The following is a 22,346-nucleotide window of genomic DNA, read 5'->3' as shown; positions in this document are numbered from 1 at the left end:
GCCCGGAGATGACGGTGGCCACCGCGTTCGCCGGGATGAAGAGCGTGGTCCCCGTGATGTTCAGAGCGGGCTGCCCGGACTGCCGGGGCAGTTTCGAACTGGCGGCGAGCGCCCTGCGCCTGGCCATCGGCGCCACCAGCCGCACCACCTTCTACTCCTTCACCTGCCCCGACTGCGGTGCCGCGGTCCGCAAGCCCGCGGGCGAGCGGATCGTCGAACTGCTCACCGGCGGCGGGGTCAGGACCCTGCGGCTGACCTCCGTGGGCTGACAAGGTCTAGGCTCGCCCCATGTTCTGGGCGATGTTCGCGGTAGCTGTGGGTTTCCTGGGTCTCGCCGTGCTCGGCGTGCTCGCCGTCCGGGTCTTCCTGGAGGCGCGGCGGCTCGGAGTGCAGGTCACGGAGGCCGCGCAGCGCATCAACAGGGCGGCCGAGGACCTGGAGCGCGCGGCGGTGGCGACGGCCCGTTCCGTCGACGCACTGTGAGTCACGTGTGAGCTGGGTGTGAGTTGCGCGCCTCATGCGCTTCGCGTCACTTTGCCCTGTCACCTTGTCGGTCGGGGCGGGTACGCTGCTGGTCGCGGTCCGGATAACGAGGCCCGGAGCGCGGACCGGGAGTACGCACGGGGATTGCCTCACGTTTACCCCTGAGCGTTACGATCGCTGGTAGCACGGTGGTCGGACGCATGTCCGACCGATCGGACAGCACCCCACCCCAGCCGCCTCGGTGAGAAGGTAAAGACTTATGTTCGGAAGGCTCGGAGCTCCCGAGATCATTCTCATCCTCGTCGTCATCGTGCTCCTGTTCGGCGCGAAGAAGCTTCCGGACATGGCCCGCTCGCTCGGCAAGTCCGCGCGCATCCTCAAGAGCGAAGCCAAGGCGATGAAGGAAGAGGGCAACAGCACGCCCGCCCCCGCCGGCCCGCCGAACACCGACGAGTCCGTGCAGCGCACCATCCAGGCCGCTCCCGGTGACGTGACCAGCTCGCGCCCGGTCACCGAGCCGTCGGACACGACCAAGCGCTGACGCAGGGCCGGGACCCCCTCGGCCTGCCGCACGAGATGAGGACGTGGGTTGCCTAAGTCTGCCCGCAAGAAGGAGAAGGACCCCGAGGGGCGGATGCCCCTCGCGGACCATCTGCGCGAGCTGCGCAACCGGCTCGCGAAGGCGATGCTCGCCATCATCGTGGTGACCTGCGTGGCCGCCTTCTTCTACAACGACATCGTCAACATCATCACCAAGCCGGTGCTGGACTCGGTCGGCTGCGCCTCGACGTTCGAGGAGCTGCAGAAGGCCGGCGACAAGACGCACACGTGCGCGCAGATCACGATCAACGGTCTGCTGACGCCGTTCACGCTGGCGTTGAAGGTGTCCCTGATGGCCGGTGTCGTACTGGCCTCGCCGGTCTGGCTGTATCAGCTCTGGGGCTTCATCGCCCCGGGCCTGCACAAGAACGAGAAGAAGTACGCGCTCTCCTTCGTCGGCACCGGCGTCCCGCTGTTCCTCGGCGGCGCCTACTTCGCCTACAAGGTGCTGCCCACCACGGCGAAGGTCCTGATCGGCTTCACGCCGAAGGACGTCAACAACCTGCTGCCGCTGGACGACCTGCTCGACCTGGTCACGCGCATGGTGCTGGTCTTCGGCCTCTCCTTCGAGCTGCCGCTGCTGCTGATCATGCTCAACCTCACGGGTGCGCTGACCGGCACGCGGATGCTCGGCTGGTGGCGCGCGATGATCCTCGGCATCACGGTCTTCGCGGCCGTGGCCACTCCCAGCACCGACCCGCTGACCATGCTGGCCCTGGCCGGCCCGATCTGGGTGCTGTACTTCGGCGCGGTCGTCTTCTCCCTGCTCAACGACCGGCGCAAGCGCCGTCGCGAGGCGGAGGGACCGGCCGACGACGAGGCCTCGGACCTGGACCTCACCCCCGAGGACATCGGCGAGATCGAGCCCGTCTCGGCCGGCCGGGCAGCCCTGCCCGAGCAGACGAGCGGCACCGGTTCCGACCGGGTCAACGGCTACGACGACGTGACCTGAGCACCGCAGGAGAACTGCCTCCGCACCCCCCGCCACCGGCCCGAGCCGGTCGCGGGGGGTGCGTCGTATCCCGGGTACGGGACCGGTTGTGACGCCCTGAACTGCGGGGATTCCATGATTCACAGGGGTCGATCCGGATAATGATCGTCCTGTTGTCAGTGGCGCCCGGTACGCTCGAAAGCACGATGACAGAGGACCTCTCCCCGGCCGAGCGGTACGCGGCAGCCCGCCTGCGGGCAGCCGAGCAGGCCACCGCGCTCGCGGACTTCCGCGAGATGTACGACTTCGGTCTCGACCCCTTCCAGATCGAGGCCTGCCAGGCGCTCGAAGCGGGGAAGGGCGTGCTGGTCGCGGCGCCCACCGGCTCCGGCAAGACGATCGTCGGCGAGTTCGCCGTCCACCTCGCCCTCCAGCAGGGCAAGAAGTGCTTCTACACGACCCCCATCAAGGCCCTGTCGAACCAGAAGTACGCCGATTTGTGCCGCCGTTACGGCGCGGACAAGGTCGGCCTGCTCACCGGCGACAACAGCGTCAACTCCGAAGCCCCGGTGGTCGTCATGACCACCGAGGTGCTGCGCAACATGCTGTACGCCGGTTCGCAGACCCTCCTCGGCCTCGGCTATGTGGTCATGGACGAGGTGCACTACCTCTCCGACCGCTTCCGGGGTGCCGTCTGGGAAGAGGTGATCATCCACCTCCCCGAGTCGGTGACCCTGGTCTCCCTCTCGGCGACGGTGTCGAACGCGGAAGAGTTCGGCGACTGGCTCGACACCGTCCGCGGCGACACCGAGGTGATCGTCTCCGAGCACCGGCCCGTGCCGCTGTTCCAGCACGTGCTCGCCGGACGCCGGATGTACGACCTCTTCGAGGAGGGCGAGGGCAACAAGAAGGCGGTCAACCCCGATCTCACCCGCCTCGCCCGCATGGAGGCCCAGCGCCCCTCGTACCAGGACCGCAGACGCGGCCGTGCCATGCGCGAGGCCGACCGCGAGCGCGAGCGGCGGCAGCGCTCCCGGGTGTGGACCCCCGGACGCCCCGAGGTCATCGAGCGGCTGGACAACGAAGGCCTGCTGCCCGCCATCACCTTCATCTTCAGCCGCGCCGCCTGCGAGGCCGCCGTACAGCAGTGTCTGTACGCCGGGCTGCGGCTCAACGACGACGAGGCGCGGGAGAAGGTGCGCGCCCTCGTCGAGGAGCGCACCGCGTCCATCCCGTCCGAGGACCTCCATGTCCTCGGGTACTACGAGTGGCTGGAAGGCCTGGAGCGCGGTATCGCGGCCCACCACGCGGGCATGCTGCCGACGTTCAAGGAGGTCGTGGAGGAGCTGTTCCTGCGCGGGCTCGTGAAGGCCGTCTTCGCCACCGAGACCCTGGCGCTCGGCATCAACATGCCCGCGCGGTCGGTGGTGTTGGAGAAGCTCGTCAAGTGGAACGGCGAGCAGCACGCCGACATCACCCCCGGCGAGTACACCCAGCTGACCGGCCGGGCAGGCCGTCGCGGCATCGACATCGAGGGCCACGCCGTCGTGCTGTGGCAGCGCGGGATCAGCCCCGAGCACCTCGCGGGACTGGCCGGCACGCGCACGTACCCGCTCCGCTCCAGCTTCAAGCCGTCGTACAACATGGCGGTCAACCTCGTCGAGCAGTTCGGGCGGCACCGGTCGCGGGAGCTGCTGGAGACGTCCTTCGCGCAGTTCCAGGCGGACCGGTCGGTCGTCGGGATCTCCCGGCAGGTGCAGCGCAACGAGGAGGGCCTGGAGGGCTACAAGGACTCCATGACCTGCCACCTGGGCGACTTCGACGACTACATGCGGCTGCGCCGCGAGCTCAAGGACCGCGAGACCGAGCTGGCCCGGCAGGGCGTGGCACTGCGGCGCGCCGAAGCCGCGGTGGCGCTGGAGAAGCTCAAGCCGGGAGACGTCATCCATGTCCCGACCGGCAAGTACGCGGGTCTGGCACTGGTGCTGGACCCGGGACTGCCCGCCGGGCGGTCCAACGGCCATCGCGGCTTCGAGCAGCACGACGGGCCGCGCCCGCTGGTCCTGACCGCCGAGCGGCAGGTCAAGCGGCTCGCGTCGATCGACTTCCCCGTCCCGGTCGAGGCGTTGGACCGGATGCGCATCCCGAAGTCCTTCAACCCCCGTTCCCCGCAGTCCCGTCGGGACCTCGCGTCCGCGCTGCGCACCAAGGCCGGGCACATCCCGCCGGAGCGGGCCCGCAAGCAGCGCTCGCAGGCCGCGGACGACCGGGAGATCGCGCAGTTGCGTACGGCGATCCGGGCGCATCCGTGTCACGGGTGCAGCGACCGTGAGGACCACGCGCGATGGGCCGAGCGGTACCACCGGCTCCAGCGGGACACCACGCAGCTGGAGCGGCGCATCGAGGGGCGGACCAACACGATCGCCCGCACCTTCGACCGGATCGTCGCGCTGCTCACCGAGCTGGACTATCTGCGCGGCGACGAGGTCACCGAGCACGGCAAGCGGCTGGCCCGGCTGTACGGCGAGCTCGATCTGCTCGCCAGTGAGTGTCTGCGCGAGGGTGTCTGGGAGGGGCTCGCCCCCGCGGAACTGGCCGCCTGTGTCTCGGCGTTGGTGTTCGAGGCGCGGGTCAGCGACGATGCGGCGACCCCCAAGGTGCCGTCGGGCAAGGCCAAGGCCGCACTCGGGGAGATGGTGCGGATCTGGGGGCGGCTCGATGCCCTTGAGGAGGACTTCCGGATCACCCAGACCGAGGGGGTCGGGCAGCGGGAGCCTGATCTCGGATTCGCCTGGGCCGCGTACATGTGGGCCAGCGGGAAGGGGTTGGACGAGGTCCTTCGGGAGGTCGAGATGCCGGCCGGGGACTTTGTGCGGTGGTGCAAGCAGGTGATCGATGTGCTGGGGCAGATTTCGGCCGCGGCGCCGGTTACCGGGGGCGAGGCGTCGTCCACCGTGGCCAAGAACGCGCGCAAGGCTGTGGAGTTGTTGCTGCGCGGGGTTGTGGCCTACTCGTCGGTGGGGTGAGGGTTCGTCGGTGGGGGCGGGGCCGCTGTGGCTGGTCGCGCAGTTCCCCGCGCCCCTAGGGGGTGCTCCCCAGGTCACTCACGAGCGCACGTAGTTTCGCCAGCCGCCGTACCCGGTGATGTCCCCCGCGTCCGCCAGCGCCGCCGGCTCGCAGAGGAAGCCCGGGACGCTGGTGCCGTCCGAGAGGTGCAAGCTGCCCAGGGTCATGGGGCGGGGGAGCGCGGCCAGCAGTCTGCCCAGGCCCTCGGCCGGCAGGCGCCAGATCTCCGCCTCGATCTCCGCCCCTCCCTCGCCGACATGAACCAAACCCGGCTTGGGCGGAGTTGTTGTCAGGGCGTGCAAGCGGTAGACCGGGGCCGTCGTGGTCGTGCGGTCCAGACGGGCGCCCAGGGACAGGAGCTGGGGGTTCAGCGGCTGGCCCGTCAAGTGGGCTCCTACGACTGCGAGTTGCACCGTGGGGTCCAGGTCGCGGGCTATGCGCGCCAGGCGGTCGTCCGTGAACGCCGGGCCGATCAGCATCACGCCGAAGGGCAGCCCGTTAACCTCGCCCGACGGGACGGCCACCGCCGCCAGGTCGAAGAGGTTCGTCGAGTTGGTGAAGCGGCCCAGGCGGGCGTTGGCGCCCAGCGGGTCGGCGGCCACCTCGGCCAGGGTGGGGTGGCCCGGGGTGGTCGGGAGCAACAGGGCGTCCGCGTCCGCCAGTTCGGAGAGGGCGCGGGTGCGGAGCGCGGCCAGGCGTTCCTCGTCCGCGTACAGCTGGTGGGCCGGGATGTCCCGGGCTCCGGTGATGATGCCGGCGACCGTGGGGTCCAGGCCCTCGGTGCCCGAGGCGATCGCCTTGTCGATGAATGCCCCCACCGCTGTGTACCGCTCGGCGACGAACGCTCCCTGGTAGAGCATCGCCGCCGCTTCGGTGAACGGGGTGAGGTCCAGGGTGCGGATCTCCGCCCCTGCCCGGGACAGGCGGGTGACCGCCTCCTCGTAGGCGTCCGCCCAGCCCTCGTCCAGTTCGCCGAGCTGGTCGCGCGGGGGGACCGCTATGCGCCAGGGGCCCGGGGTGCGCTGGGGGAGGGACGGGAGGGCACGGGTCGGCGGGGAGGTCATGAAGGTGAGGGCCTGTTCGGCCTCGGGGAGGGTGTGAGCGAAGACCGTCACGCAGTCGATCGAGGCGCAGGCCGGGACCACACCCGCCGTGGGGACCAGGCCCCGGGTGGGCTTCAGGCCGACGATGCCGTTGAAGGCGGCGGGGACCCGGCCGGAGCCCGCCGTGTCGGTGCCGAGGGCGAAGTCGACGATGCCCAGGGCCACGGCCACCGCCGAACCCGCGCTGGAGCCGCCGCTGATCCGTTCCGGGTCGTGGGCGTTGCGGACCGCGCCGTACGGGGAGCGGGTGCCGACCAGGCCCGTGGCGAACTGGTCGAGGTTCGTGGTGCCGAGCACGATCGCGCCGGCCGCGCGGAGCCGGGCCACCACCGGGGCGTCCGCCTCCGGGGTGTAGGCGTAGGCCGGGCAGCCCGCCGTGGTCGGGAGGCCGTGGACGTCTATGTTGCCCTTGGCCGCGAACAGGCGCCCTGCGAGGGGGAGTTGTTCGCCTGCCGCCAGTCGGTCGTCCAGCGTCCGAGCCTCCTGCTCGACCTCCGCCTGCGGGCGCAGGCCGATCCAGATCTCCGGGCGGTTCACCGCCTCGATGCGGGCGTAGGCGGCACGGACTCGGGACACGGTGGTCGACATCTCTGGTGCTCCTTGCGGTTGGGGTGGCGGCGGGGGCGGTGACCGGGGTGGCTTCCGGGCTCGGTGGCCGGGTTCAGCCGGCGAGGTGGAGGCGAGGGCGAGCAGTGCCGTGGGATTCCGTACGCGGGCTCGGTGGCCCGGCTCAAGACCCGGGGGGTCAGCTCGCCGGTGCCAGGACCAGCAGTGCCGTGCCCGCCTCCACCTGGTCTCCGGGCCTGGCCAGGATCTCCGTCACCACGCCCGCCATCGGGGCATGCACCCTGGACTCCATCTTCATCGCCTCCAGGGCCAGCAGGGGTTGGCCCGCCGTGACCTCGTCGCCGGGCTCCACGTTCAACTGCCAGACGGACGCGGCGAACTCGGCCTCCACCAGTCGGCCCCCGGCGGGTACCGTCACCTGGGCCTGCGGGGGAGCCGGGGCTGCCGCCGCCTCCGCTCGGGTGAACTCGCCCGCCGCTTCCCAGGCGTCACGTTCCGCGCCGAACGCGGTCTGCTGGCGGGACCTGAACTCCGCTATGGAGTCGGCGTGTTCGGTGAGAAAGGCCTCGTATTCGGCGAGCGAGAACGTGCCCTCCTCGATGCGGGGGACGAAGCGGCCTGAGGTGATGTCGGCGCGGAGTTCGAGGAGTTCGTCCGGTTCCACCGGATACCACTTGATGCGGTCGAAGAAGCGCAGCAGCCAGGGCGAGCCGGGTTCGAACCCTCCGCGCTGCTGCCAGCCCGACCAGACCTGGGTCGTCCGGCCCACGAACTGGTAGCCGCCGGGGCCCTCCATGCCGTAGATGCACAGGTACGCGCCGCCGATGCCGACCGAGTTCTCGGCGGTCCATGTGCGGGCCGGGTTGTATTTGGTGGTGACCAGACGGTGGCGGGGGTCCAGCGGGGTTGCCACCGGCGCGCCCAAGTAGACGTCTCCCAGGCCCAGTACGAGGTACTCCGCGTCGAAGACCGTGGCGTAGACGTCCTGGACCGAGTCGAGGCCGTTGACGCGGCGGATGAACTCGATGTTCCAGGGGCACCAGGGGGCGTCGTCGCGGACGCCGGCCATGTAGCGGGCGATGGCCTCGCGGGTGGCGGGGTCGTCCCAGGAGAGGGGGAGGTGGACCGTGCGGGAAGGGACGATCAGTTGATCCGTGGGCGGGAGCGCTGCCGCTATTTTCCGGACGGCGGCGAGGAGTTGGGGCTGCGGGAGGCGGGTCGGGTCCGTCTGGATCTGGAGGGAGCGGATGCCTGGGGTCAGGTCCGTGACGCCCTCGAAGCCGGCCTCCGCCACCGCCTCCATCAACGCGTGGACCCGCATGCGCTGGGCGAGGTCCAGTTGCATGGGGCCGAATTCGACGAGGAGGTTGTCGTCGCCGCTGCGGCGGAAGGTGACGTCTCCGTCCCTCGCCAGGATGCCGCCGTCCACGATGTCGGGGCGGGGCGAGCCGTCGACGTTCACCGGGACGAAGCGCACCGTGTCGCCGGGCCTGAACTGGCCCAGTTTCCAGCGCTCCTGGCTGATGACCGTCGCCGGGCAGACGAAGCCGCCGAGAGACGGGCCGTCGGGGCCGAGGAGGACCGGCATGTCGCCCGTGTAGTCGACGGCGCCGACCGAGTAGGGGGTGTCGTGGATGTTGGACGGGTGCAGGCCCGCCTCGCCGCCGTCGGTGCGGGCCCAGCGGGGCTTCGGGCCGACCAGGCGGACGCCTGTGCGCGCCGAGTTGAAGTGCACCTTCCAGTCGGCCGCGTAGAAGTCGCGGATGTCGTCCTCGGTGAAGAACTCCGGTGCCGCGTGCGGGCCTTCGGCCGCCGCCACGTCCCACACCGCGCCGAACACCGGGCGGTCGGCGGGCGGCACCGGCGTGCCCTCGGCGACCGTGCCGCCGTGCAGGACGTCACCGGTGCGCAGCGCCCGGCCGCCGTGCCCGCCGAACCGGCCCAGCGTGAAGGTGCTCGCGCTGCCGAGGAAGGCGGGCACGTCCAGGCCGCCCGCGACCAGCACGTAGGTGCGCAGGCCGTGTTCGGCGGGGGCGCCGATCTCCAGGACCGATCCGGCGGGCACCGTCACCGGCTCCCACTGAGCAAGGGGCGTGCCGTCCACCGTCACCCGTGCCGGGGCGCCCGTCACGCACACCGTGGTGGCGTGGGTGAACCTCAACGTCGGTCCCTGGAGCGTGCATTCGAGACCGGGAGTGCCTTCCTCGTTGCCGAGCGCGCGGTTGCCGAGGCGGAAGGAGAGGTCGTCCATCGGGCCGCACGGGGGTACGCCGACCTGCCAGTAGCCGGTGCGGCCGGGCCAGTCCTGGACCGTGGTGAGGGTGCCGCCGGAGACGATCTCGATGCGGGGCGTGGGGTCCGTGACGGTGGCCAGGGTCGCCGTGGAGTGGGTGGCCTCCCTGAAGTCCGGTTCCGCCAGGGCCGCTTGGACCAGGCCGAGGTTTGTCTCGATGCCGTCCACGCGGGTGCGGGCCAGTGCCTCGTCGAGCCGTCGGAGCGCTTCGGCGCGGTCCGAGCCGTACGCGATGACCTTCGCGAGCATCGGGTCGTACGACGTCGTCACCTCGGTACCGGTCTCCACCCAGCCGTCGACCCGCACGCCGTCCGGGAACGCGACCCGGGTCAACAGGCCCGCGCTGGGCCGGTGTTCACGGGACGGGTCCTCGGCGTAGACGCGGGCCTCGACGGCGTGGCCGCGCGGGGTGCCGGGGTTGCGGACGACGTCGGACTCGCCCCGGGCCAGCCGCAGCATCCAGGCGACCAGGTCGACGCCGTAGATCTCCTCGGTGACCGGATGTTCCACCTGGAGGCGGGTGTTGACCTCCAGGAAGTACGCCTCCTGGCGGGTGGCGTCGTAGACGAACTCGACGGTTCCGGCCGAGCGGTAGCCGACGGATGCGCACAACTCGCGCGCCGATGTGGCGAGTTGGATGCGGATGCGGTCGGGGAGGTCCGGTGCGGGGGCCTCCTCGAGGACCTTCTGGTTGCGGCGCTGGAGGGAGCAGTCGCGGTCGCCGAAGGTGACGACCCTGCCCTCGCCGTCGCCGAAGACCTGTATCTCGACATGGCGGGCGTGTTCGACGAGACGTTCCAGGAAGACGCCGGCCGAGGAGAAGGAGGCGGCGGCGACGCGCTGCACCCGGTCCCAGGCCTCGGTGAGTTCGGCGGGGGAGTGGCAGGCCGACATGCCGATGCCGCCGCCTCCGCCGGTCGCCTTGAGCATGACGGGGTAGCCGATGAGGGCCGCTTGAGCGAGTGCTTCGTCCAGGTCCGCCAACAAGCCCGTGCCGGGAGCCAGTCGGACACCCGCCGCTTCGGCCGCCGCGCGTGCCGTGTGCTTCGCGCCGAACAGGTCCAGCTGTGCGGGAGTCGGGCCCACGAAGACGATTCCGGCGTCCTCGCAGCGCCGGGCGAAGGCCGCGTCCTCGGAGAGGAAGCCGTAGCCGGGGTGGATCGCGCCCGCGCCGGTGTCCTTGGCCGCCTTGAGGACCAGATCGGCGTCCAGGTACGACTCCTTGGCGGGGGCCGGGCCGAGCCGTACCGCTTCGTCGGCGAGGCGTACATGGGGTGCGGCGCGGTCGGCGTCGGAGTACACGGCGACCGTGCGCAGGCCGAGTTCGCGGGCCGTGCGGATGATGCGGACGGCGATCTCGCCGCGGTTGGCGATCAGCAGCGTGTCGAAGGTCATCCGGCATCCCCCTGGGAGGCGGTCCCGACGATCGTCATGGCGACCGCCGTCGGCTCGAAGCCGTTGCACGGGTTGTTGATCTGGGGGCAGTTGGAGACCAGGACGAGGACGTCGCGTTCGGCGCGCAGGGTCAACTTGAGGCCCGGGGCGGAGAGGCCGTCGACGATGCCGAGGGTGCCGTCCTTCTCGACCGGCACGTTCATGTACCAGTTGATGTTGGAGACCACGTCCCTCTTTCCGAGGCCGTACTTGGCGCCCTCGGCGAGGAAGTTGTCCACGCACGCGTGCTGCGACCACGTGTGATGGCCGTAGCGCAGGGTGTTGGACTCCTTGGAGCAGGCGCCGCCGACGGTGTCGTGCCGGCCGACCTCGTCGGCGGTGACCGTCATCAGCGGGGTGTGCTCGTTGGACATCAGCACGCTGCCGGTGGTCAGGAAGAGGTTGCCCTGCGCCTGGATGGTGTCGGGGGCGCTGTAGCGAACCGATGTGTCGTGGGCGTCGTAGACGAGGAAGTCGACGGCCTGGTTGCCGTGCAGGTCGGTGATCGTGAGGGTCTCGCCGGCGCGGACGACGGCGGACCAGGCGGCCCGGGCGGGAACGACGGTCGTGCTCATGCGAGCCCCCTCGCGGCGAGGAATTCGGCGGTGTTGAGGAAGGCGCGGCGGCCTTCGGGGGTGGCGTCCCACAGCGGGTCGCCCGGCTTGGTCGCCTCGGCGCGCCAAGCCAGCACCTCCAGCGGGGAGTTGACGTAGTCGTCGCGCGGGTCGGCCGGGTGCGGGACGTTCGCGAGCAGCACCGTCACGTCCTGTTCGGCGCGCAGGGTCACACTGCCGCCGGGGCCGGTCGAGCCGGTGAAGTCGAGGGAGCCGTCGTCGCGGATCTCGACGCCCTGGAAGAAGGAGAGCGAGGGCGGCAGGTCCCGTGGTTCCAGGCCGTTCTTGGCGGCGGCGAGCTTGAACAGCTCCCGTCCGGCGGGGGAGTCGGACTGCGGGGTGCCGTCGCCGTAGCGCTCGGTGTTGCGGGCCAGGGTGGAGGTGCCGCACAGCGCGTCGTGGCGGCCGGAGGTGTCGGCGATCAGGGAGGCGAGGACGCGGCCCTGGTCGGAGAGGAGGAGCCGGCCCTCGCCGAGGTAGGCGTTCCACTGGACCTTGACCGTGTCGGCGACGTTGAGGCGCTCCCACGGGCGGTCGGCCGCGTACAGGAGCAGGTGGGCGCAGGCGTCGCCGCGCAGGTCGGTCAGGCGGAGTTCGGTGCCCCGGGCGAGGACGCGGTGGGTGTAGTTGCCGCCCGCGACGGTCTCGGCCCAGACCAGGTGGCCCGCCGCGCAGGGCGGGTCCGGCCAGTCGCCGGCCGGGACGACGGGCATCGCCTCGGCCCGGCTGCCCTGCTGGGCGCGGGCGTGGTCGCGGGCTCCGTAAGTGGTCGCTGTCGCCATCGCGGGGGACCTCCGGCTGGGGGGACGTCTCGGTCGTACGGCATTTCTGTCGCCCGACAGAAATTAGGAGGCGGGCGGGTCGCCGGGGTTGCCCGGGTGTTGCCGCTCGGTTACCGAGCCCTCACGAAGATCACCGGCGGTTCGGCGGGCGTTCGCCGTGCGGGGCCGTGTGCGAGGATCGAACGCATGGGGACACCGGATGCGCAGGGCGGCCGTAGGGTAGGCAGGCCGCGGGCCGACCAGCGGCCGGACAGCGGGCTGACGCCGCGCGCCGAACTCCTCGCCGCCGCGGCCGAGTTGTTCACCACGCGCGGCTACGCGGCCACCACCACCCGGGCCGTCGCCGAGCGTGCGGGCATGCGGCAGGCCTCCATGTACCACTACGTCTCCGGCAAGGAGGAGCTGCTCGCGGACCTCCTGGAGTCCACGGTCACACCCTCGCTGGCCTGCGCGCGCGAACTCCTCGCGGACGACGCCACCCCGGCCGAGGGCAGGCTGTGGGAGCTGTGCCGCACCGACGTCGAGCTGCTGTGCGGTGGTCCGCACAACCTCGGCGGGCTGTATCTGCTGCCCGAAGTGCGCGCCGAGCGGTTCGCCGGCTTTCATGCCGTGCGCGCGGAACTCAAGGACGCCTACCGGCAGTTGCTCGCCGCGACCGCTGCGGGCGGGGTGCTCGCCAAGAGCGAGTTGGAGCTTCGTACGGATCTGGTGTTCGGGCTGATCGAGGGTGTCATCCTCGTCCACCGCTCCGACCCCGAGCGGCCGGTCTCCGCCTTCGCCGAGGCCACGGCCGACGCCGCGCTGCGCATCGCCGGAGTCTGAGCCGGAACGGCGGCTTCACTCGTTACGGTGAGTGATTTTCGTGCCCCTGTTCGCCATCACTCGCTGTGTGCGAATGAAGCCACAGCGTGTAAATGGGGTGAGGGTACTCCCCTTCCGTGTCCCTTTTCAGGTGCTTGCTGAATATGACACAGCGATGATCCGGTCGGACTAAGCTCGCCCGCAGCGCACCGAGTTGGGATGTATTCGTGCGCTTGTTCCCAAACATGCAAAAGATACGGAAGCTCCCCCCAGAGTTCCCCCGATCCCCCAGCCGACCTGTCTTAGAGGGCATACATGGTGAGTGTTCAATCGCCTCCCGGTGGCCGTGAACTTCCCTACGCGCGCGTGCTGTTGCCGCCTGCCATAGTGATGGCCGCGGCGACCGGGGCCGCCGTCGCCCTGGTGGCGGGGCCGGCCCGGATCGCCGTCGGCTGGGTCGGCGCCGTCGCCACCCTCCTGGTGATCGTGACGGCGGCCGAAGCGGTACGACGCGGGCGCAACCTGCGGGACCTGCGTGCCGAACACGCCCGTCACACCGCGTATCTGGAACGGCGGCTCGCCGACCAGACGCACGAGATGGTGCGCCTCGGCAAGGAGATCCTCCCCGCCACGCTCCACCGGCTCAGCAGCGGTGAATCCCCCGGAGAGGTGATTCGCCAAGTCGTCGACACCGATCCCGACTGGCGGCAACTTCCCCAGCCGCAGCGCGACTTGCTGATGACCGTGCTCAAGATCGTGGAGCGCGAGGAGAACATGCGTGACTCCGCGCAGCGCTCCTTCGTCAGCATCGCCCGCCGCGTCCAGGCCATCGTCCACCAACAGGCCAAGGAACTCCGGGAGATGGAGGAGGACCACGGCCGCAACCCCGAGGTCTTCGACGACCTCCTGCGCATCGACCACGGCACCGCGCTGATCGGTCGGCTCGCCGACTCCATCTCGGTGCTCGGCGGTGGCCGCCCCGGCCGCCAGTGGCCCGAACCGGTGCCGCTGTACAGCGTGTTGCGCGGCGCCATGTCCCGCATCCTGGAGTACCGGCGCATCGAGCTGCACTCCATCGCCAAGGTCAACATCCGCGGCATCTCCGTCGAGCCGGTCATCCACGCGGCGGCCGAACTCCTCGACAACGCCACGCGCTACTCGCCCCCGCAGACCAAGGTGCACGTCACCGCCGTGGAGGTGCAGACCGGTGTCGCCATCGAGATCGAGGACGGCGGCGTCAGCCTCAGCGAGGAGTCACGGGCCCGCGCCGAAGGCATGCTGGAGCGCGCCAAGGCCGGCACCGACCTCCAGGACCTGGGCGAGAGCCCGCGCCTGGGCCTCCAGGTCGTCGGCCGGCTCTGCGCGACGTACAACATGCAGATCTCGCTGCGCGCCTCGGCCTACGGCGGCGTCCGCGCCGTCCTCATCGTGCCCAGCGAGATGCTCACACCCGGCACCGCACCCGGACTCGCCCACGGCATCGGCGCCACCGCCATGCCCAAGGCCGAACTCGGCGCGGTCGACGGCCCCAAGCGCACGGTCAAGCGGCGCCGTCCCACCAGCCCGCGCATCCCGGCCTCGGTGAGCATGGAGGACGAGGTTCCCGAGGTCACCGAGTGGACGGCGGGCGGTCTGCCGCAGCGCCGCAGCCGGGTCAAGGTCCCGCTCGCCCAGCGGTACGCCGAACAGGCCGCCGCCGAGCGCGCCGAGGCCGCCGCACGGGAGGCCCGCTCCGCCTGGGGCGTGCCCGAGCCCGAGCCGGAGAAGAAGGACGAACCCGAACCGGGCCTGTGGGTCGAGGCGTTCATGGAAGGCCTCAAGGGTGACCCGGACCCGACCGCTTTCACCCAGAAGACCGAGCCGGCCCGAGTCGAGGCCGACGACGAGGGGGACCTCAAGTGATCCAGCAGCGAGCCAACTTCGACTGGATGCTGAAGGATCTCGCCGACGGCGTGCCCGGCATCCAGCAGATCGTGGTCCTCTCCGCCGACGGGCTGCGCATCGCCCGCTACGGCGGCGACCCGGACGCCGCCGACCGCGTCGCCGCGGCCTGCGCCGGACTACAGAGCCTGGCGGGTGCCGTCGCCTCCGAGATCCCCGGCAGCGACGGCCGGATGAAGATGGTCATCATCGAGATCAACGGCGGCTACTTCTACCTGATGGCCGCGGGCGCCAACGCCTATCTCGCGGTGCTGTCCGACGTGGTCGCCGAACCCGGCCTGATGAGCAACCGCATGCGTGACCTCGTCGTCAGAATCGGCGCCCACCTCACCAGCCCGCCGAGGCGCAACGGGCAGACCGTATGACTCCACCGCAACGCCGGCGGCGACATCCGAAGGAAGGACCGCCGCCCGAGCCCGCCAAGAAGCAGGGCGAAGGAAAGATCCCGGAACGCCTCTACGTGCTCACCGGCGCGGCCGAGGACGGCGACCGGGCCGAACTCGACCTGGTCACGCTGATCGTGGCGCGTTCCGACGCGCCGCAGTCGGCCACCCCGGAACAGGCGGCCCTGCTCCGGCTCTGCATCGCCCCCCTGTCCGTGGCCGAGCTGTCGGCCTACCTCAACCTGCCGTACAGCGTGGTGACCGTCCTGCTCACCGAGCTGCTGACGGCCGAACTGGTGCAGGCGCGCGCCCCGATCGTCCGCCAGGCGCTCCCCGACCGTTCCCTCCTCGAAGCGGTGATGCATGGACTTCAAAAGCTCTGACACCATCACGGGTCCACGGTCCGAGGACCATCTCCCGCAGACGGCCCAGGCCGCGGTGAAGATCGTGATCGTCGGCGGCTTCGGGGTCGGCAAGACGACCATGGTCGGTTCGGTCAGCGAGATCAGACCGCTGACGACCGAGGAGACCATGACGCAGGCCGGAGTCGGCGTCGACGACAACTACGGCTCGGACACCAAGACGGCCACCACCGTCGCGATGGACTTCGGCCGCATCAGCATCACCGAGCAACTGGTGCTGTACCTCTTCGGCACCCCCGGCCAGGAACGCTTCTGGTTCCTGTGGAACGGGCTGTTCGAGGGCGCGCTCGGCGCGGTGGTGCTGATCGACACCCGGCGCCTCGAAGTCAGCTTCGACGTCATAGGACGGCTCGAGGAACGCGGGGTGCCGTTCGTGATCGCCGTCAACTCCTTCCCGGACGGCCCCCGTTACCCCCTGGAGGACCTGCGTACGGCGCTCGACCTGTCGCCGGACATCCCCATCGTGGAGTGCGACGCGCGCCGCCGCGCCTCCAGCCGGGACGTCCTGATGACCCTGATGCGCTTCCTGCACTCCCTGGCGATGACGGGCCGTTGACCTGACCCGCCGCCCAACTCCCCCGACACCGGACCCACTTCAGCTCCCGGAGCGATGACCGTGACGCCTGACCACCACGCACTGACCGATACGGACGACCCCCGGCTCGGCCCGCCCCCCGGCTGCCCCGCACACGGCCAGGGGCCCGGCGGACTGCACCGGCTGTACGGCGCCGAGGCGGCGGACCTGGGCGGCCTCTACGAGAAACTGCGCCTCGAACACGGGCCCGTGGCACCGGTGCTGCTCCACGACGACGTGCCGATCTGGGTCGTCCTCGGCCACACCGAGAACCTGCACATGGTGCGGACGCCCTCGCAGTTCAGCCGGGACAGCCGGATCTGGACGCCGCTGCGCGAGGGCATGGTCAAGCCCGACCACCCGCTGATGCCGCACATCGCCTGGCAGCCCATCGCCTCGCACGCCGAGGGCGACGAACACCTGCGGCTGCGCGGCGCGGTCACCGGCGCCATGTCGACGATCGACCCGCGCGGCATCCGCCGGCACATCAACCGCTACACGCAGATCCTCGCCAACTCCTTCTGCGAGGAGGGGCGCGCCGAACTCGTCGGCCAGTTCTGCGAGCACCTGCCGATGGCCGTGCTGTGCGAGATCCTCGGCATGCCCGACGAGTACAACGAGCAGATGGTGGAGGCGGCCCGCGACGCCCTCAAGGGCACCGAGACCGCCATCGCCAGCCACCAGTACGTCATGGACGCCCTGACCCGGCTCACCGCGCTGCGCCGGGCCGAACCCCGGGACGACTTCACCAGCCACCTGGTCACCCACCCGGCCGGGCTCACCGACGACGAGGTCAGGGAGCACCTGCGGCTCGTCCTCTTCGCCGCCTACGAGGCCACCACCAACCTGCTCGCCAACGCGCTGCGCATGGTCATCACCGACCCGCGCTTCCGCGCCCAGCTCAACGGCGGGCAGATGACGGTGCCGGAGGCGGTCGAGCAGTCCCTGTGGGACGAGCCGCCGTTCAGCACGGTCTTCGCCTACTTCGCCAAGCAGGACACGGAGTTGGGCGGCCAGCGCATCCGCAAGGGCGACGGACTGCTCTTCGCTCCGGCGCCGGGCAACGTCGACCCCCGGGTGCGTCCCGACCTCAAGGCCAACATGATGGGCAACCGCTCCCACCTGGCCTTCGGCGGCGGCCCGCACGAGTGCCCCGGCCAGGACATCGGCCGTGCCATCGCCGACACCGGGGTGGACGCGCTGCTGATGCGGCTGCCGGACATCGAACTCGACTGCGACGAGGACGAGTTGAGCTGGACGGCGTCCATCGCCTCCCGTCATCTGGTGGAGCTGCCGGTGCAGTTCGCCCCGAAGCCCCGGCAGGATGTCTCGGAGAAGCCGGGCCACGCGGCGGTCCCGCAGCAGCGCCACGCCTGGCACGTCGGCATGTCGCCCGACCCGCAGCCGGCCTCGGCGGCGGTCCCGCGGCCCGTCGAGGTGCCGTCTCCGCCGGAGGCGCCCGCGATGCCGGAGCCGCTGGTCCGCCTGGGCGCGTGGCAGCGGTTCCTGAGGTGGTGGCGGGGCTACTGAGCGGGTCCTGGGACCGGTGGGTCCGGCGCGGTCGACGTGGACCGGCAGCCGGCCCATTCCCGGTACGAGGACCACGCCTCCAGCACCCGCCCGCTCCGGAACCGGTGCTCCGCCCCCGTGACCGGATCGGTGAACTCCAGTGCCCGCGCCACCAGTTGGAGCGGGCGCCGGAAGTCACCGTCCGGCACGGGGTCGTTGACCACGGGGTAGAGCGGATCGCCGAGGATGGGCACGCCCAACCCGCTCATGTGGACCCGCAGTTGATGCGTCTGCCCGGTACGCGGCACCAGCCGGTACCGGGCCAGCCCGTCCGCCCGCTCCTCCGCCAGCTCGATCCGGCTGACGGCATTGACCTCACCGTCGACCTGCCGGGCGGCCATCACCCCGCGCTCCTTGAGGATGCGGCTGCGCACGGTCGTGGGAAGGGCGAGTCCGGGATCGTACGACGCGACCGCCTCGTACTCCTTCCGCACCCGCTTCTCCCTGAACAGCGCCTGATACGCGCCCCGTTCACCGGGCCGCACGGTGAACAGCACCAGCCCGGCGGTGAGCCGGTCGAGCCGGTGCGCGGCCCCGAGTTCCGGGATCTCCAGCTCCCGCCGCAGCCGCGCCAACGCCGTCTCGACGACATGACTCCCGCGCGGGGTGGTCGCCAGGAAGTGCGGCTTGTCGGCGACGACGATGTGCTCGTCCCGGTACACCACGTCCACGGGGAACGGCACCGGCACTTCCACCGGCAACTCGCGGTGGAACCAGACGAACATCCCGGGTTCGTAGGCCCGCCCGGCCACGCTCTCCCCGTCCACCCCGACGAACAGCCCGTCGTCCATCATCCGCTCGACGACCCCGTCACCCGCCCCGGAGAGCCGGTCCACCAGGTACTCGCGGACGGTGGCCCAGGAATCCTCCGGGGGCAGGCGGACCCGCACCGGGTCGACTCCGGCGCGTTGCGGGAGAGGGGAGGGCGGGATACGGCGTTTCCGGGTCATTGCGATCAAGGGTAGGCGGTCGGGTCAGGCGGGGACTCCCTCGGGAGCCCCGGCCGTCGCCGTACGGGTGCGGTAGACCCGGTACCCGAAGCCGGCCGCCAGCGTGACCACCAGGAACAGCACCGTGAACCACTGGAAGTACCAGTGCCCGCCCGCCGGGTCGTACACGGCGGCCCGCGGCCACGCCAGGTTGACCGTCATGACGAGGCCGTAGAGGAGAGCCAGGGCGTTGACCGGCACTCCCCATCGGCCCAGCGAGAACAGGCGTGCGCCCGTCTCGTCCGTGCCCTGCACCGAGAACTCGCCCCGCACGCGGCGGAGCAGCAGGGGGCCCGTCACCATCGCGTAGGCCAGGTAGAGCATCACGATGCAGGTGGTGCCGATGGCGAGGAAGGCGTCCGGGGAGGCGAAGTTGAGGAGGAGCAGGGCGGCGGCGAGGATGCCCACGACGAGGGCGGGGGCGGTGGGCATGCCGGTGCGGGGGTTGACCTTGGACAGGCGGGCGGAGAAGGGGAGTTGGGAGTCCCGGGCCATCGAGAAGAGCATGCGGCAGGCCGCTGTCTGGATGGCCAGCGTCGCCACCGCTATCGCGACCACCACGTCCGCCAGCAGGGCCTTGCCGACGCCGTCGCCGAGGCTGCTGGTAAGGACGTAGCTGAGGCCGTCCACGCCCAGGTGGCCGTCGGTCAGGCTCGGGGCGGCGAGGAGGCCGCCGAGGATGATCAGGCCGCCGAGCAGACCCGCGGCGGTGAGGGCGGTGAGGATCGTGCGGGGCGCGGTGCGGCGGGGGTTGTGGGTCTCCTCGCTCATCTCGCCCGCGCTGTCGAAGCCGATCATCACGTAGGCCGCCGTGAACGAGCCGACCAGCAGGGCGCCGAGGAGTCCGCCCTCCAGGCTGCCGGTCGTGTGGAAGGTGATGCCCGGTGTGCGGTTCGAGTGGGTCAGCAGGAGGACGACGATCAGGATCGCGCCGATGATCTCCGCCGTCACGCCGACCCGGTTGATCACCGACATCACGCGGTTGTCGAGGATGTTCACCAGGGTCGTCAGGACCAGCAGGATCACGCCCAGGACCGCCGCGTTGGCCGCGCCGTCCGGTGACGTGGGTGCCGGGTCGCCGCCCACCAGCTGGAAGCCCGACCAGATCGCCGGCAGGACCATCTGGAGGGCCAGAGCGGCCGCTGCCACCACCACTATCTGGCCTATCACCATGATCCAGCCCGCGAACCAGCCGAAGGCCGCGTTCGAGAGGCGCGACGACCACTGGTAGATCGCGCCCGAGATCGGGTACCGCGCGGCCAGTTCCGCGAAGCACGCCGCCACCAGCAGCTGTCCCGCCAGCACCACCGGCCAGGCCCAGAAGAAGACGGGGCCGCCGAACGCGTACCCGAAGGCGAAGAACTGGAAGACGGTCGTCAGTACGGAGATGAAGGAGAACCCGGCGGCGAAGGACGCGTACCGGCCGAGGCTGCGGTGCAGTTCCTGGCGGTAGCCGAACTCCGCGAGGGAGCCGTCCCCGGACGTGGGGGAGTGCGGCGGATCGGGGCGTAGGTCGGAGGGGGCGGTTGTGGTCACGGCGGCACCTGCCTTCGGCGCAGGAGAGCGGAATCCTGACGGCGACAGCTGAATTCCTGTCGGGTGACAGAAATTAGGGAGCCGCTGTTTCCGCCGCGTCACGCCGCCATGTCTGCGACGGGCCTAAGTCCTCACGCCGGCACACTGCACCCCGCACACCGCCCGGCGCGACCGGCGCCGCCCAGGGCGAAGGGGCGGCGCCCTGAAGCACCGCCCCTTCGCCGAAACCCGGAATCCGCCCAGGCGCTACGCAGCCGCCGAGGCACCCTCCTGCTCCGCCTCGATCTTCGCGTTCCACTCCCGCTTCGACGCCTGCCAGCCGTCCTCGTTGTGGCCGAGGCGCCAGTACCCGGAGATGGACAGATCCTCGCGCGGGATCGCCAGCTCGACCCGCAGCAGGGCGCGCAGGTCCTTCACGAAGGCGGCCTCGCCGTGCACGAAGGCGTGCATGCGGCCCTCGGGGAACTCCAGCGCGCGGACGGCCTCGGTGAGCGCCTCGCCGACGGGGCGGTCGCCGCGGTGCAGCCAGACGACCTCGACGGCGGAGTCGATCTTCTGCTCCTCCTCGGGGCCGGAGATCTCCACGAACGCGTGGGCCGTGGCGCCCTCGGGCAGCGACTCCAGGGCGCGGGCGATCGCGGGCAGCGCGCTCTCGTCACCGGCGAGCAGATGCCAGTCGGCGTCCGCGTCGGGGGCGTAGGCGCCACCGGGGCCCATGAAATGGACCGTCTCGCCCGGCTGGACCCGGGTCGCCCAGGGGCCGGCGAGGCCCTCGTCGCCGTGGATGACGAAGTCGAGGGTCATCTCGCGGTGCTCGGGGTCCCAGGCACGCACGGTGTAGGTGCGGGTCACCGGCCACTGCTCGCGCGGGAACTCGGCGCGGATGCGCTCCACGTCGAAGGGCTCGGGGTAGACCGCGCCCCCGGCCGGGAACAGCAGTTTCACGTAATGGTCGGTGCAGGTGTCCGCCGCGAAGTCGGCCAGACCTTCGCCACCGAGCACCACGCGCTGCATGTGGGGAGTCAGCCGTTCGGTGCGGACGACCTGCGCGGAGTGGGGCTTACGCGGCTTCCGTGCCGGACGTTCTGCCATGACGGCCTCCCAGATCTACATGCTTAGGCTTACCTAAGTTAGCACTACGTTCTCTGTGAAAGGCAAGAAAGAAAGGGCAATAACAATGCTTACGCGCCCAGCGTGGTGAGCAGCCGCTGCAATGATCCGCCCAGCCCCCAGCGCTCCGCCAGGGCGCCCACCAGCTCCGGATCGCGCGGCGCGTGCGGCAGCGCCGGGTCGACGTCCGGCAGCGGTACGTCGTCGGCGACCTTGACGACCTTGGGCGCGACCGCGACATACGGCCGCGACTCGTCGAGCCGCTTGCGCTGCGAGGGCGTGAGTCTGGACTTGGGGTCGTCGATCGCGGCCATGATCCCCGGCACGTCACCGAACTCGGCGAGCAGCTTCGCCGCCGTCTTCTCGCCGATCCCGGGCACGCCCGGCAGACCGTCGCTCGGGTCGCCGCGCAGCAGTGCCAGATCCGCGTACCCGCGGCCGTCGACACCGTACTTCTCGCGCAGCAGCGCCTCGTCGGTGAGCTGGAGCGAGCCGACGCCCTTGAGGGGATACAGGACGCGGATGCCGCGGGCGTCGTCGACGAGCTGGTACAGGTCGCGGTCGCCGGTGACGATGTCGACCGGGCCCTTCGCGTGCGCCGTGAACGTGCCGATCACGTCGTCGGCCTCGTACGGCTCGACGCCCACGCGCGCGATGCCGACCGCGTCGAGGACGGCCTCGATGATCGGCACCTGCGGGGAGAGCGTGTCCGGCACCTCCTCCGCGTCCGGGCCGCTCTCGCGGACCTCGGCGACGCGGTGCGCCTTGTAAGTGGGGATGAGGTCGACCCGCCACTGAGGGCGCCAGTCCGCGTCCATGCAGGCGACCAGCTGGTCGGGGCGGTGGTCCTTGACCAGGCGGTCGATGAACTCCAGCAGCCCGCGCACGGCGTTCACCGGCGTGCCGTCCGGGGCCTTCACGGACTCCGGGACGCCGAAGTAGGCGCGGAAGTAGAGCGAGGCGGTGTCGAGGAGCATCAGTCGTCCGGTCACGCCACGCATCATGCCGCACGACGGCGCGACGGCCACCCCTCGCCGTCACCCGGAGGGACCAGCGCCGCGTCACCCGGAGGGGCGGTCACCGGCTGTCCGTGACCTGGGCCACTCCTGTGTTTGCCCCTGGAAAGCCTGGGAAGGCGCGGCGTCGGA

19 protein-coding genes are annotated in these 22,346 nt (G+C 70.9%); 11 read left to right on the top strand and 8 right to left on the bottom strand.

What is annotated here, in order from left to right; genetic code table 11:
• The first annotated feature begins 8 nt into the window (after positions 1-8).
• From ACIRB1_RS19470 to ACIRB1_RS19450, 5 genes are all read left to right on the top strand, one after another.
• Positions 9-269 carry a hypothetical protein gene (locus ACIRB1_RS19470; protein WP_352180530.1) on the top strand — a complete coding sequence of 87 codons (261 nt, stop codon included), beginning with the start codon at positions 9-11 and terminating at the stop codon, positions 267-269.
• A 19-nt stretch (positions 270-288) separates the two neighbouring features.
• Entirely contained in the window at positions 289-483 is a 195-nt protein-coding gene (locus tag ACIRB1_RS19465) for a hypothetical protein (RefSeq protein ID WP_352180294.1), read from the top strand.
• 259 nt (positions 484-742) lie between these two features.
• Positions 743-1,024, top strand: a complete 282-nt coding sequence (gene tatA, locus ACIRB1_RS19460) for a Sec-independent protein translocase subunit TatA (protein WP_355906538.1) — start codon at positions 743-745, stop codon at positions 1,022-1,024.
• Positions 1,025-1,072: 48 nt separating this feature from the next.
• On the top strand, positions 1,073-2,035 hold the full coding sequence (gene tatC, locus ACIRB1_RS19455; RefSeq protein WP_352180296.1) for a twin-arginine translocase subunit TatC: 963 nt from the start codon (positions 1,073-1,075) through the stop codon (positions 2,033-2,035).
• 140 nt (positions 2,036-2,175) lie between these two features.
• Positions 2,176-5,040 carry a DEAD/DEAH box helicase gene (locus ACIRB1_RS19450; RefSeq protein WP_352180297.1) on the top strand — a complete coding sequence of 955 codons (2,865 nt, stop codon included), beginning with the start codon at positions 2,176-2,178 and terminating at the stop codon, positions 5,038-5,040.
• Between the two features lie 78 nt (positions 5,041-5,118).
• Here ACIRB1_RS19450 and atzF read toward each other — a convergent pair whose 3' ends face one another.
• From atzF to ACIRB1_RS19430, 4 genes are all read right to left on the bottom strand, one after another.
• Complete coding sequence (atzF, locus tag ACIRB1_RS19445) at positions 5,119-6,771, bottom strand: allophanate hydrolase (protein ID WP_403466354.1); 1,653 nt, start codon at positions 6,769-6,771, stop codon at positions 5,119-5,121.
• Between the two features lie 157 nt (positions 6,772-6,928).
• Positions 6,929-10,438: a 5-oxoprolinase/urea amidolyase family protein gene (locus ACIRB1_RS19440; RefSeq protein WP_403466353.1), complete on the bottom strand. Its 3,510-nt coding sequence runs from the start codon at positions 10,436-10,438 to the stop codon at positions 6,929-6,931.
• Positions 10,435-11,052 (bottom strand): urea amidolyase associated protein UAAP2, encoded by a 618-nt coding sequence (locus tag ACIRB1_RS19435; RefSeq protein WP_352180300.1) that lies wholly within the window; start codon positions 11,050-11,052, stop codon positions 10,435-10,437. Before ACIRB1_RS19435 ends, ACIRB1_RS19440 begins: the two co-directional genes overlap by 4 nt.
• Positions 11,049-11,873, bottom strand: a complete 825-nt coding sequence (locus tag ACIRB1_RS19430) for an urea amidolyase associated protein UAAP1 (RefSeq protein ID WP_352180301.1) — start codon at positions 11,871-11,873, stop codon at positions 11,049-11,051. Before ACIRB1_RS19430 ends, ACIRB1_RS19435 begins: the two co-directional genes overlap by 4 nt.
• A gap of 186 nt (positions 11,874-12,059) precedes the next feature.
• Between ACIRB1_RS19430 and ACIRB1_RS19425 the strand changes: the two genes are divergently transcribed.
• From ACIRB1_RS19425 to ACIRB1_RS19400, 6 genes are all read left to right on the top strand, one after another.
• A complete protein-coding gene (locus ACIRB1_RS19425; RefSeq protein WP_352180302.1) occupies positions 12,060-12,695 on the top strand; it encodes a TetR/AcrR family transcriptional regulator in 636 nt (211 codons plus the stop codon).
• Positions 12,696-12,989: 294 nt separating this feature from the next.
• Positions 12,990-14,576, top strand: coding sequence for a sensor histidine kinase (locus ACIRB1_RS19420; protein WP_403466352.1), 1,587 nt, complete (start codon positions 12,990-12,992; stop codon positions 14,574-14,576).
• Complete coding sequence (locus ACIRB1_RS19415) at positions 14,573-14,980, top strand: roadblock/LC7 domain-containing protein (RefSeq protein WP_019066134.1); 408 nt, start codon at positions 14,573-14,575, stop codon at positions 14,978-14,980. The genes ACIRB1_RS19420 and ACIRB1_RS19415 overlap by 4 nt, the downstream gene beginning before the upstream one ends.
• Positions 14,977-15,381, top strand: a complete 405-nt coding sequence (locus tag ACIRB1_RS19410; protein ID WP_352180304.1) for a DUF742 domain-containing protein — start codon at positions 14,977-14,979, stop codon at positions 15,379-15,381. Before ACIRB1_RS19415 ends, ACIRB1_RS19410 begins: the two co-directional genes overlap by 4 nt.
• A complete protein-coding gene (locus ACIRB1_RS19405) occupies positions 15,362-15,976 on the top strand; it encodes a GTP-binding protein (RefSeq protein ID WP_403466351.1) in 615 nt (204 codons plus the stop codon). The genes ACIRB1_RS19410 and ACIRB1_RS19405 overlap by 20 nt, the downstream gene beginning before the upstream one ends.
• 60 nt (positions 15,977-16,036) lie before the next feature.
• Complete coding sequence (locus ACIRB1_RS19400) at positions 16,037-17,524, top strand: cytochrome P450 (protein ID WP_403466500.1); 1,488 nt, start codon at positions 16,037-16,039, stop codon at positions 17,522-17,524.
• Here the strand turns inward: ACIRB1_RS19400 and ACIRB1_RS19395 are convergent.
• The 4 genes from ACIRB1_RS19395 to ACIRB1_RS19380 all read right to left on the bottom strand — a co-directional run bounded on the left by ACIRB1_RS19395 (position 17,518) and on the right by ACIRB1_RS19380 (position 22,199).
• The gene (locus tag ACIRB1_RS19395; RefSeq protein WP_403466350.1) at positions 17,518-18,513 is read right to left on the bottom strand and encodes a pseudouridine synthase; all 996 of its coding nucleotides are present in this window, start codon (positions 18,511-18,513) and stop codon (positions 17,518-17,520) included. The two genes, ACIRB1_RS19400 and ACIRB1_RS19395, sit on opposite strands and share 7 nt — an antisense overlap.
• A 24-nt stretch (positions 18,514-18,537) precedes the next feature.
• Positions 18,538-20,088 (bottom strand): amino acid permease, encoded by a 1,551-nt coding sequence (locus ACIRB1_RS19390; RefSeq protein WP_403466349.1) that lies wholly within the window; start codon positions 20,086-20,088, stop codon positions 18,538-18,540.
• A 246-nt stretch (positions 20,089-20,334) separates the two neighbouring features.
• A complete protein-coding gene (locus ACIRB1_RS19385) occupies positions 20,335-21,180 on the bottom strand; it encodes a siderophore-interacting protein (RefSeq protein ID WP_403466348.1) in 846 nt (281 codons plus the stop codon).
• Between the two features lie 89 nt (positions 21,181-21,269).
• Positions 21,270-22,199 (bottom strand): 5'-3' exonuclease H3TH domain-containing protein, encoded by a 930-nt coding sequence (locus ACIRB1_RS19380; protein ID WP_403466499.1) that lies wholly within the window; start codon positions 22,197-22,199, stop codon positions 21,270-21,272.
• Positions 22,200-22,346: the final 147 nt, after the last annotated feature.

Source organism: Streptomyces sp. NPDC096013, assembly GCF_044763565.1.
In the GTDB taxonomy this organism is placed as follows: Bacteria; Actinomycetota; Actinomycetes; order Streptomycetales; family Streptomycetaceae; genus Streptomyces.
The sequence above is the reverse complement of the archived record's forward strand: the minus strand, read 5'-3'. Positions and strand labels throughout refer to the sequence as shown.

What these genes read in the sequence shown, in the direction of transcription:
- ACIRB1_RS19470 (WP_352180530.1), top strand. Translation starts at nt 9, where the DNA reads ATGACGGTGGCCACCGCGTTCGCCGGGATGAAGAGCGTGGTCCCCGTG.
- ACIRB1_RS19465 (WP_352180294.1), top strand. Translation starts at nt 289, where the DNA reads ATGTTCTGGGCGATGTTCGCGGTAGCTGTGGGTTTCCTGGGTCTCGCC.
- tatA (WP_355906538.1), top strand. Translation starts at nt 743, where the DNA reads ATGTTCGGAAGGCTCGGAGCTCCCGAGATCATTCTCATCCTCGTCGTC.
- ACIRB1_RS19450 (WP_352180297.1), top strand. Translation starts at nt 2,176, where the DNA reads ATGATCGTCCTGTTGTCAGTGGCGCCCGGTACGCTCGAAAGCACGATG.
- atzF (WP_403466354.1), bottom strand. Translation starts at nt 6,771, where the DNA reads ATGTCGACCACCGTGTCCCGAGTCCGTGCCGCCTACGCCCGCATCGAG.
- ACIRB1_RS19440 (WP_403466353.1), bottom strand. Translation starts at nt 10,438, where the DNA reads ATGACCTTCGACACGCTGCTGATCGCCAACCGCGGCGAGATCGCCGTC.
- ACIRB1_RS19435 (WP_352180300.1), bottom strand. Translation starts at nt 11,052, where the DNA reads ATGAGCACGACCGTCGTTCCCGCCCGGGCCGCCTGGTCCGCCGTCGTC.
- ACIRB1_RS19430 (WP_352180301.1), bottom strand. Translation starts at nt 11,873, where the DNA reads ATGGCGACAGCGACCACTTACGGAGCCCGCGACCACGCCCGCGCCCAG.
- ACIRB1_RS19425 (WP_352180302.1), top strand. Translation starts at nt 12,060, where the DNA reads ATGGGGACACCGGATGCGCAGGGCGGCCGTAGGGTAGGCAGGCCGCGG.
- ACIRB1_RS19420 (WP_403466352.1), top strand. Translation starts at nt 12,990, where the DNA reads ATGGTGAGTGTTCAATCGCCTCCCGGTGGCCGTGAACTTCCCTACGCG.
- ACIRB1_RS19410 (WP_352180304.1), top strand. Translation starts at nt 14,977, where the DNA reads ATGACTCCACCGCAACGCCGGCGGCGACATCCGAAGGAAGGACCGCCG.
- ACIRB1_RS19405 (WP_403466351.1), top strand. Translation starts at nt 15,362, where the DNA reads ATGGACTTCAAAAGCTCTGACACCATCACGGGTCCACGGTCCGAGGAC.
- ACIRB1_RS19395 (WP_403466350.1), bottom strand. Translation starts at nt 18,513, where the DNA reads ATGACCCGGAAACGCCGTATCCCGCCCTCCCCTCTCCCGCAACGCGCC.
- ACIRB1_RS19385 (WP_403466348.1), bottom strand. Translation starts at nt 21,180, where the DNA reads ATGGCAGAACGTCCGGCACGGAAGCCGCGTAAGCCCCACTCCGCGCAG.
- ACIRB1_RS19380 (WP_403466499.1), bottom strand. Translation starts at nt 22,199, where the DNA reads ATGCGTGGCGTGACCGGACGACTGATGCTCCTCGACACCGCCTCGCTC.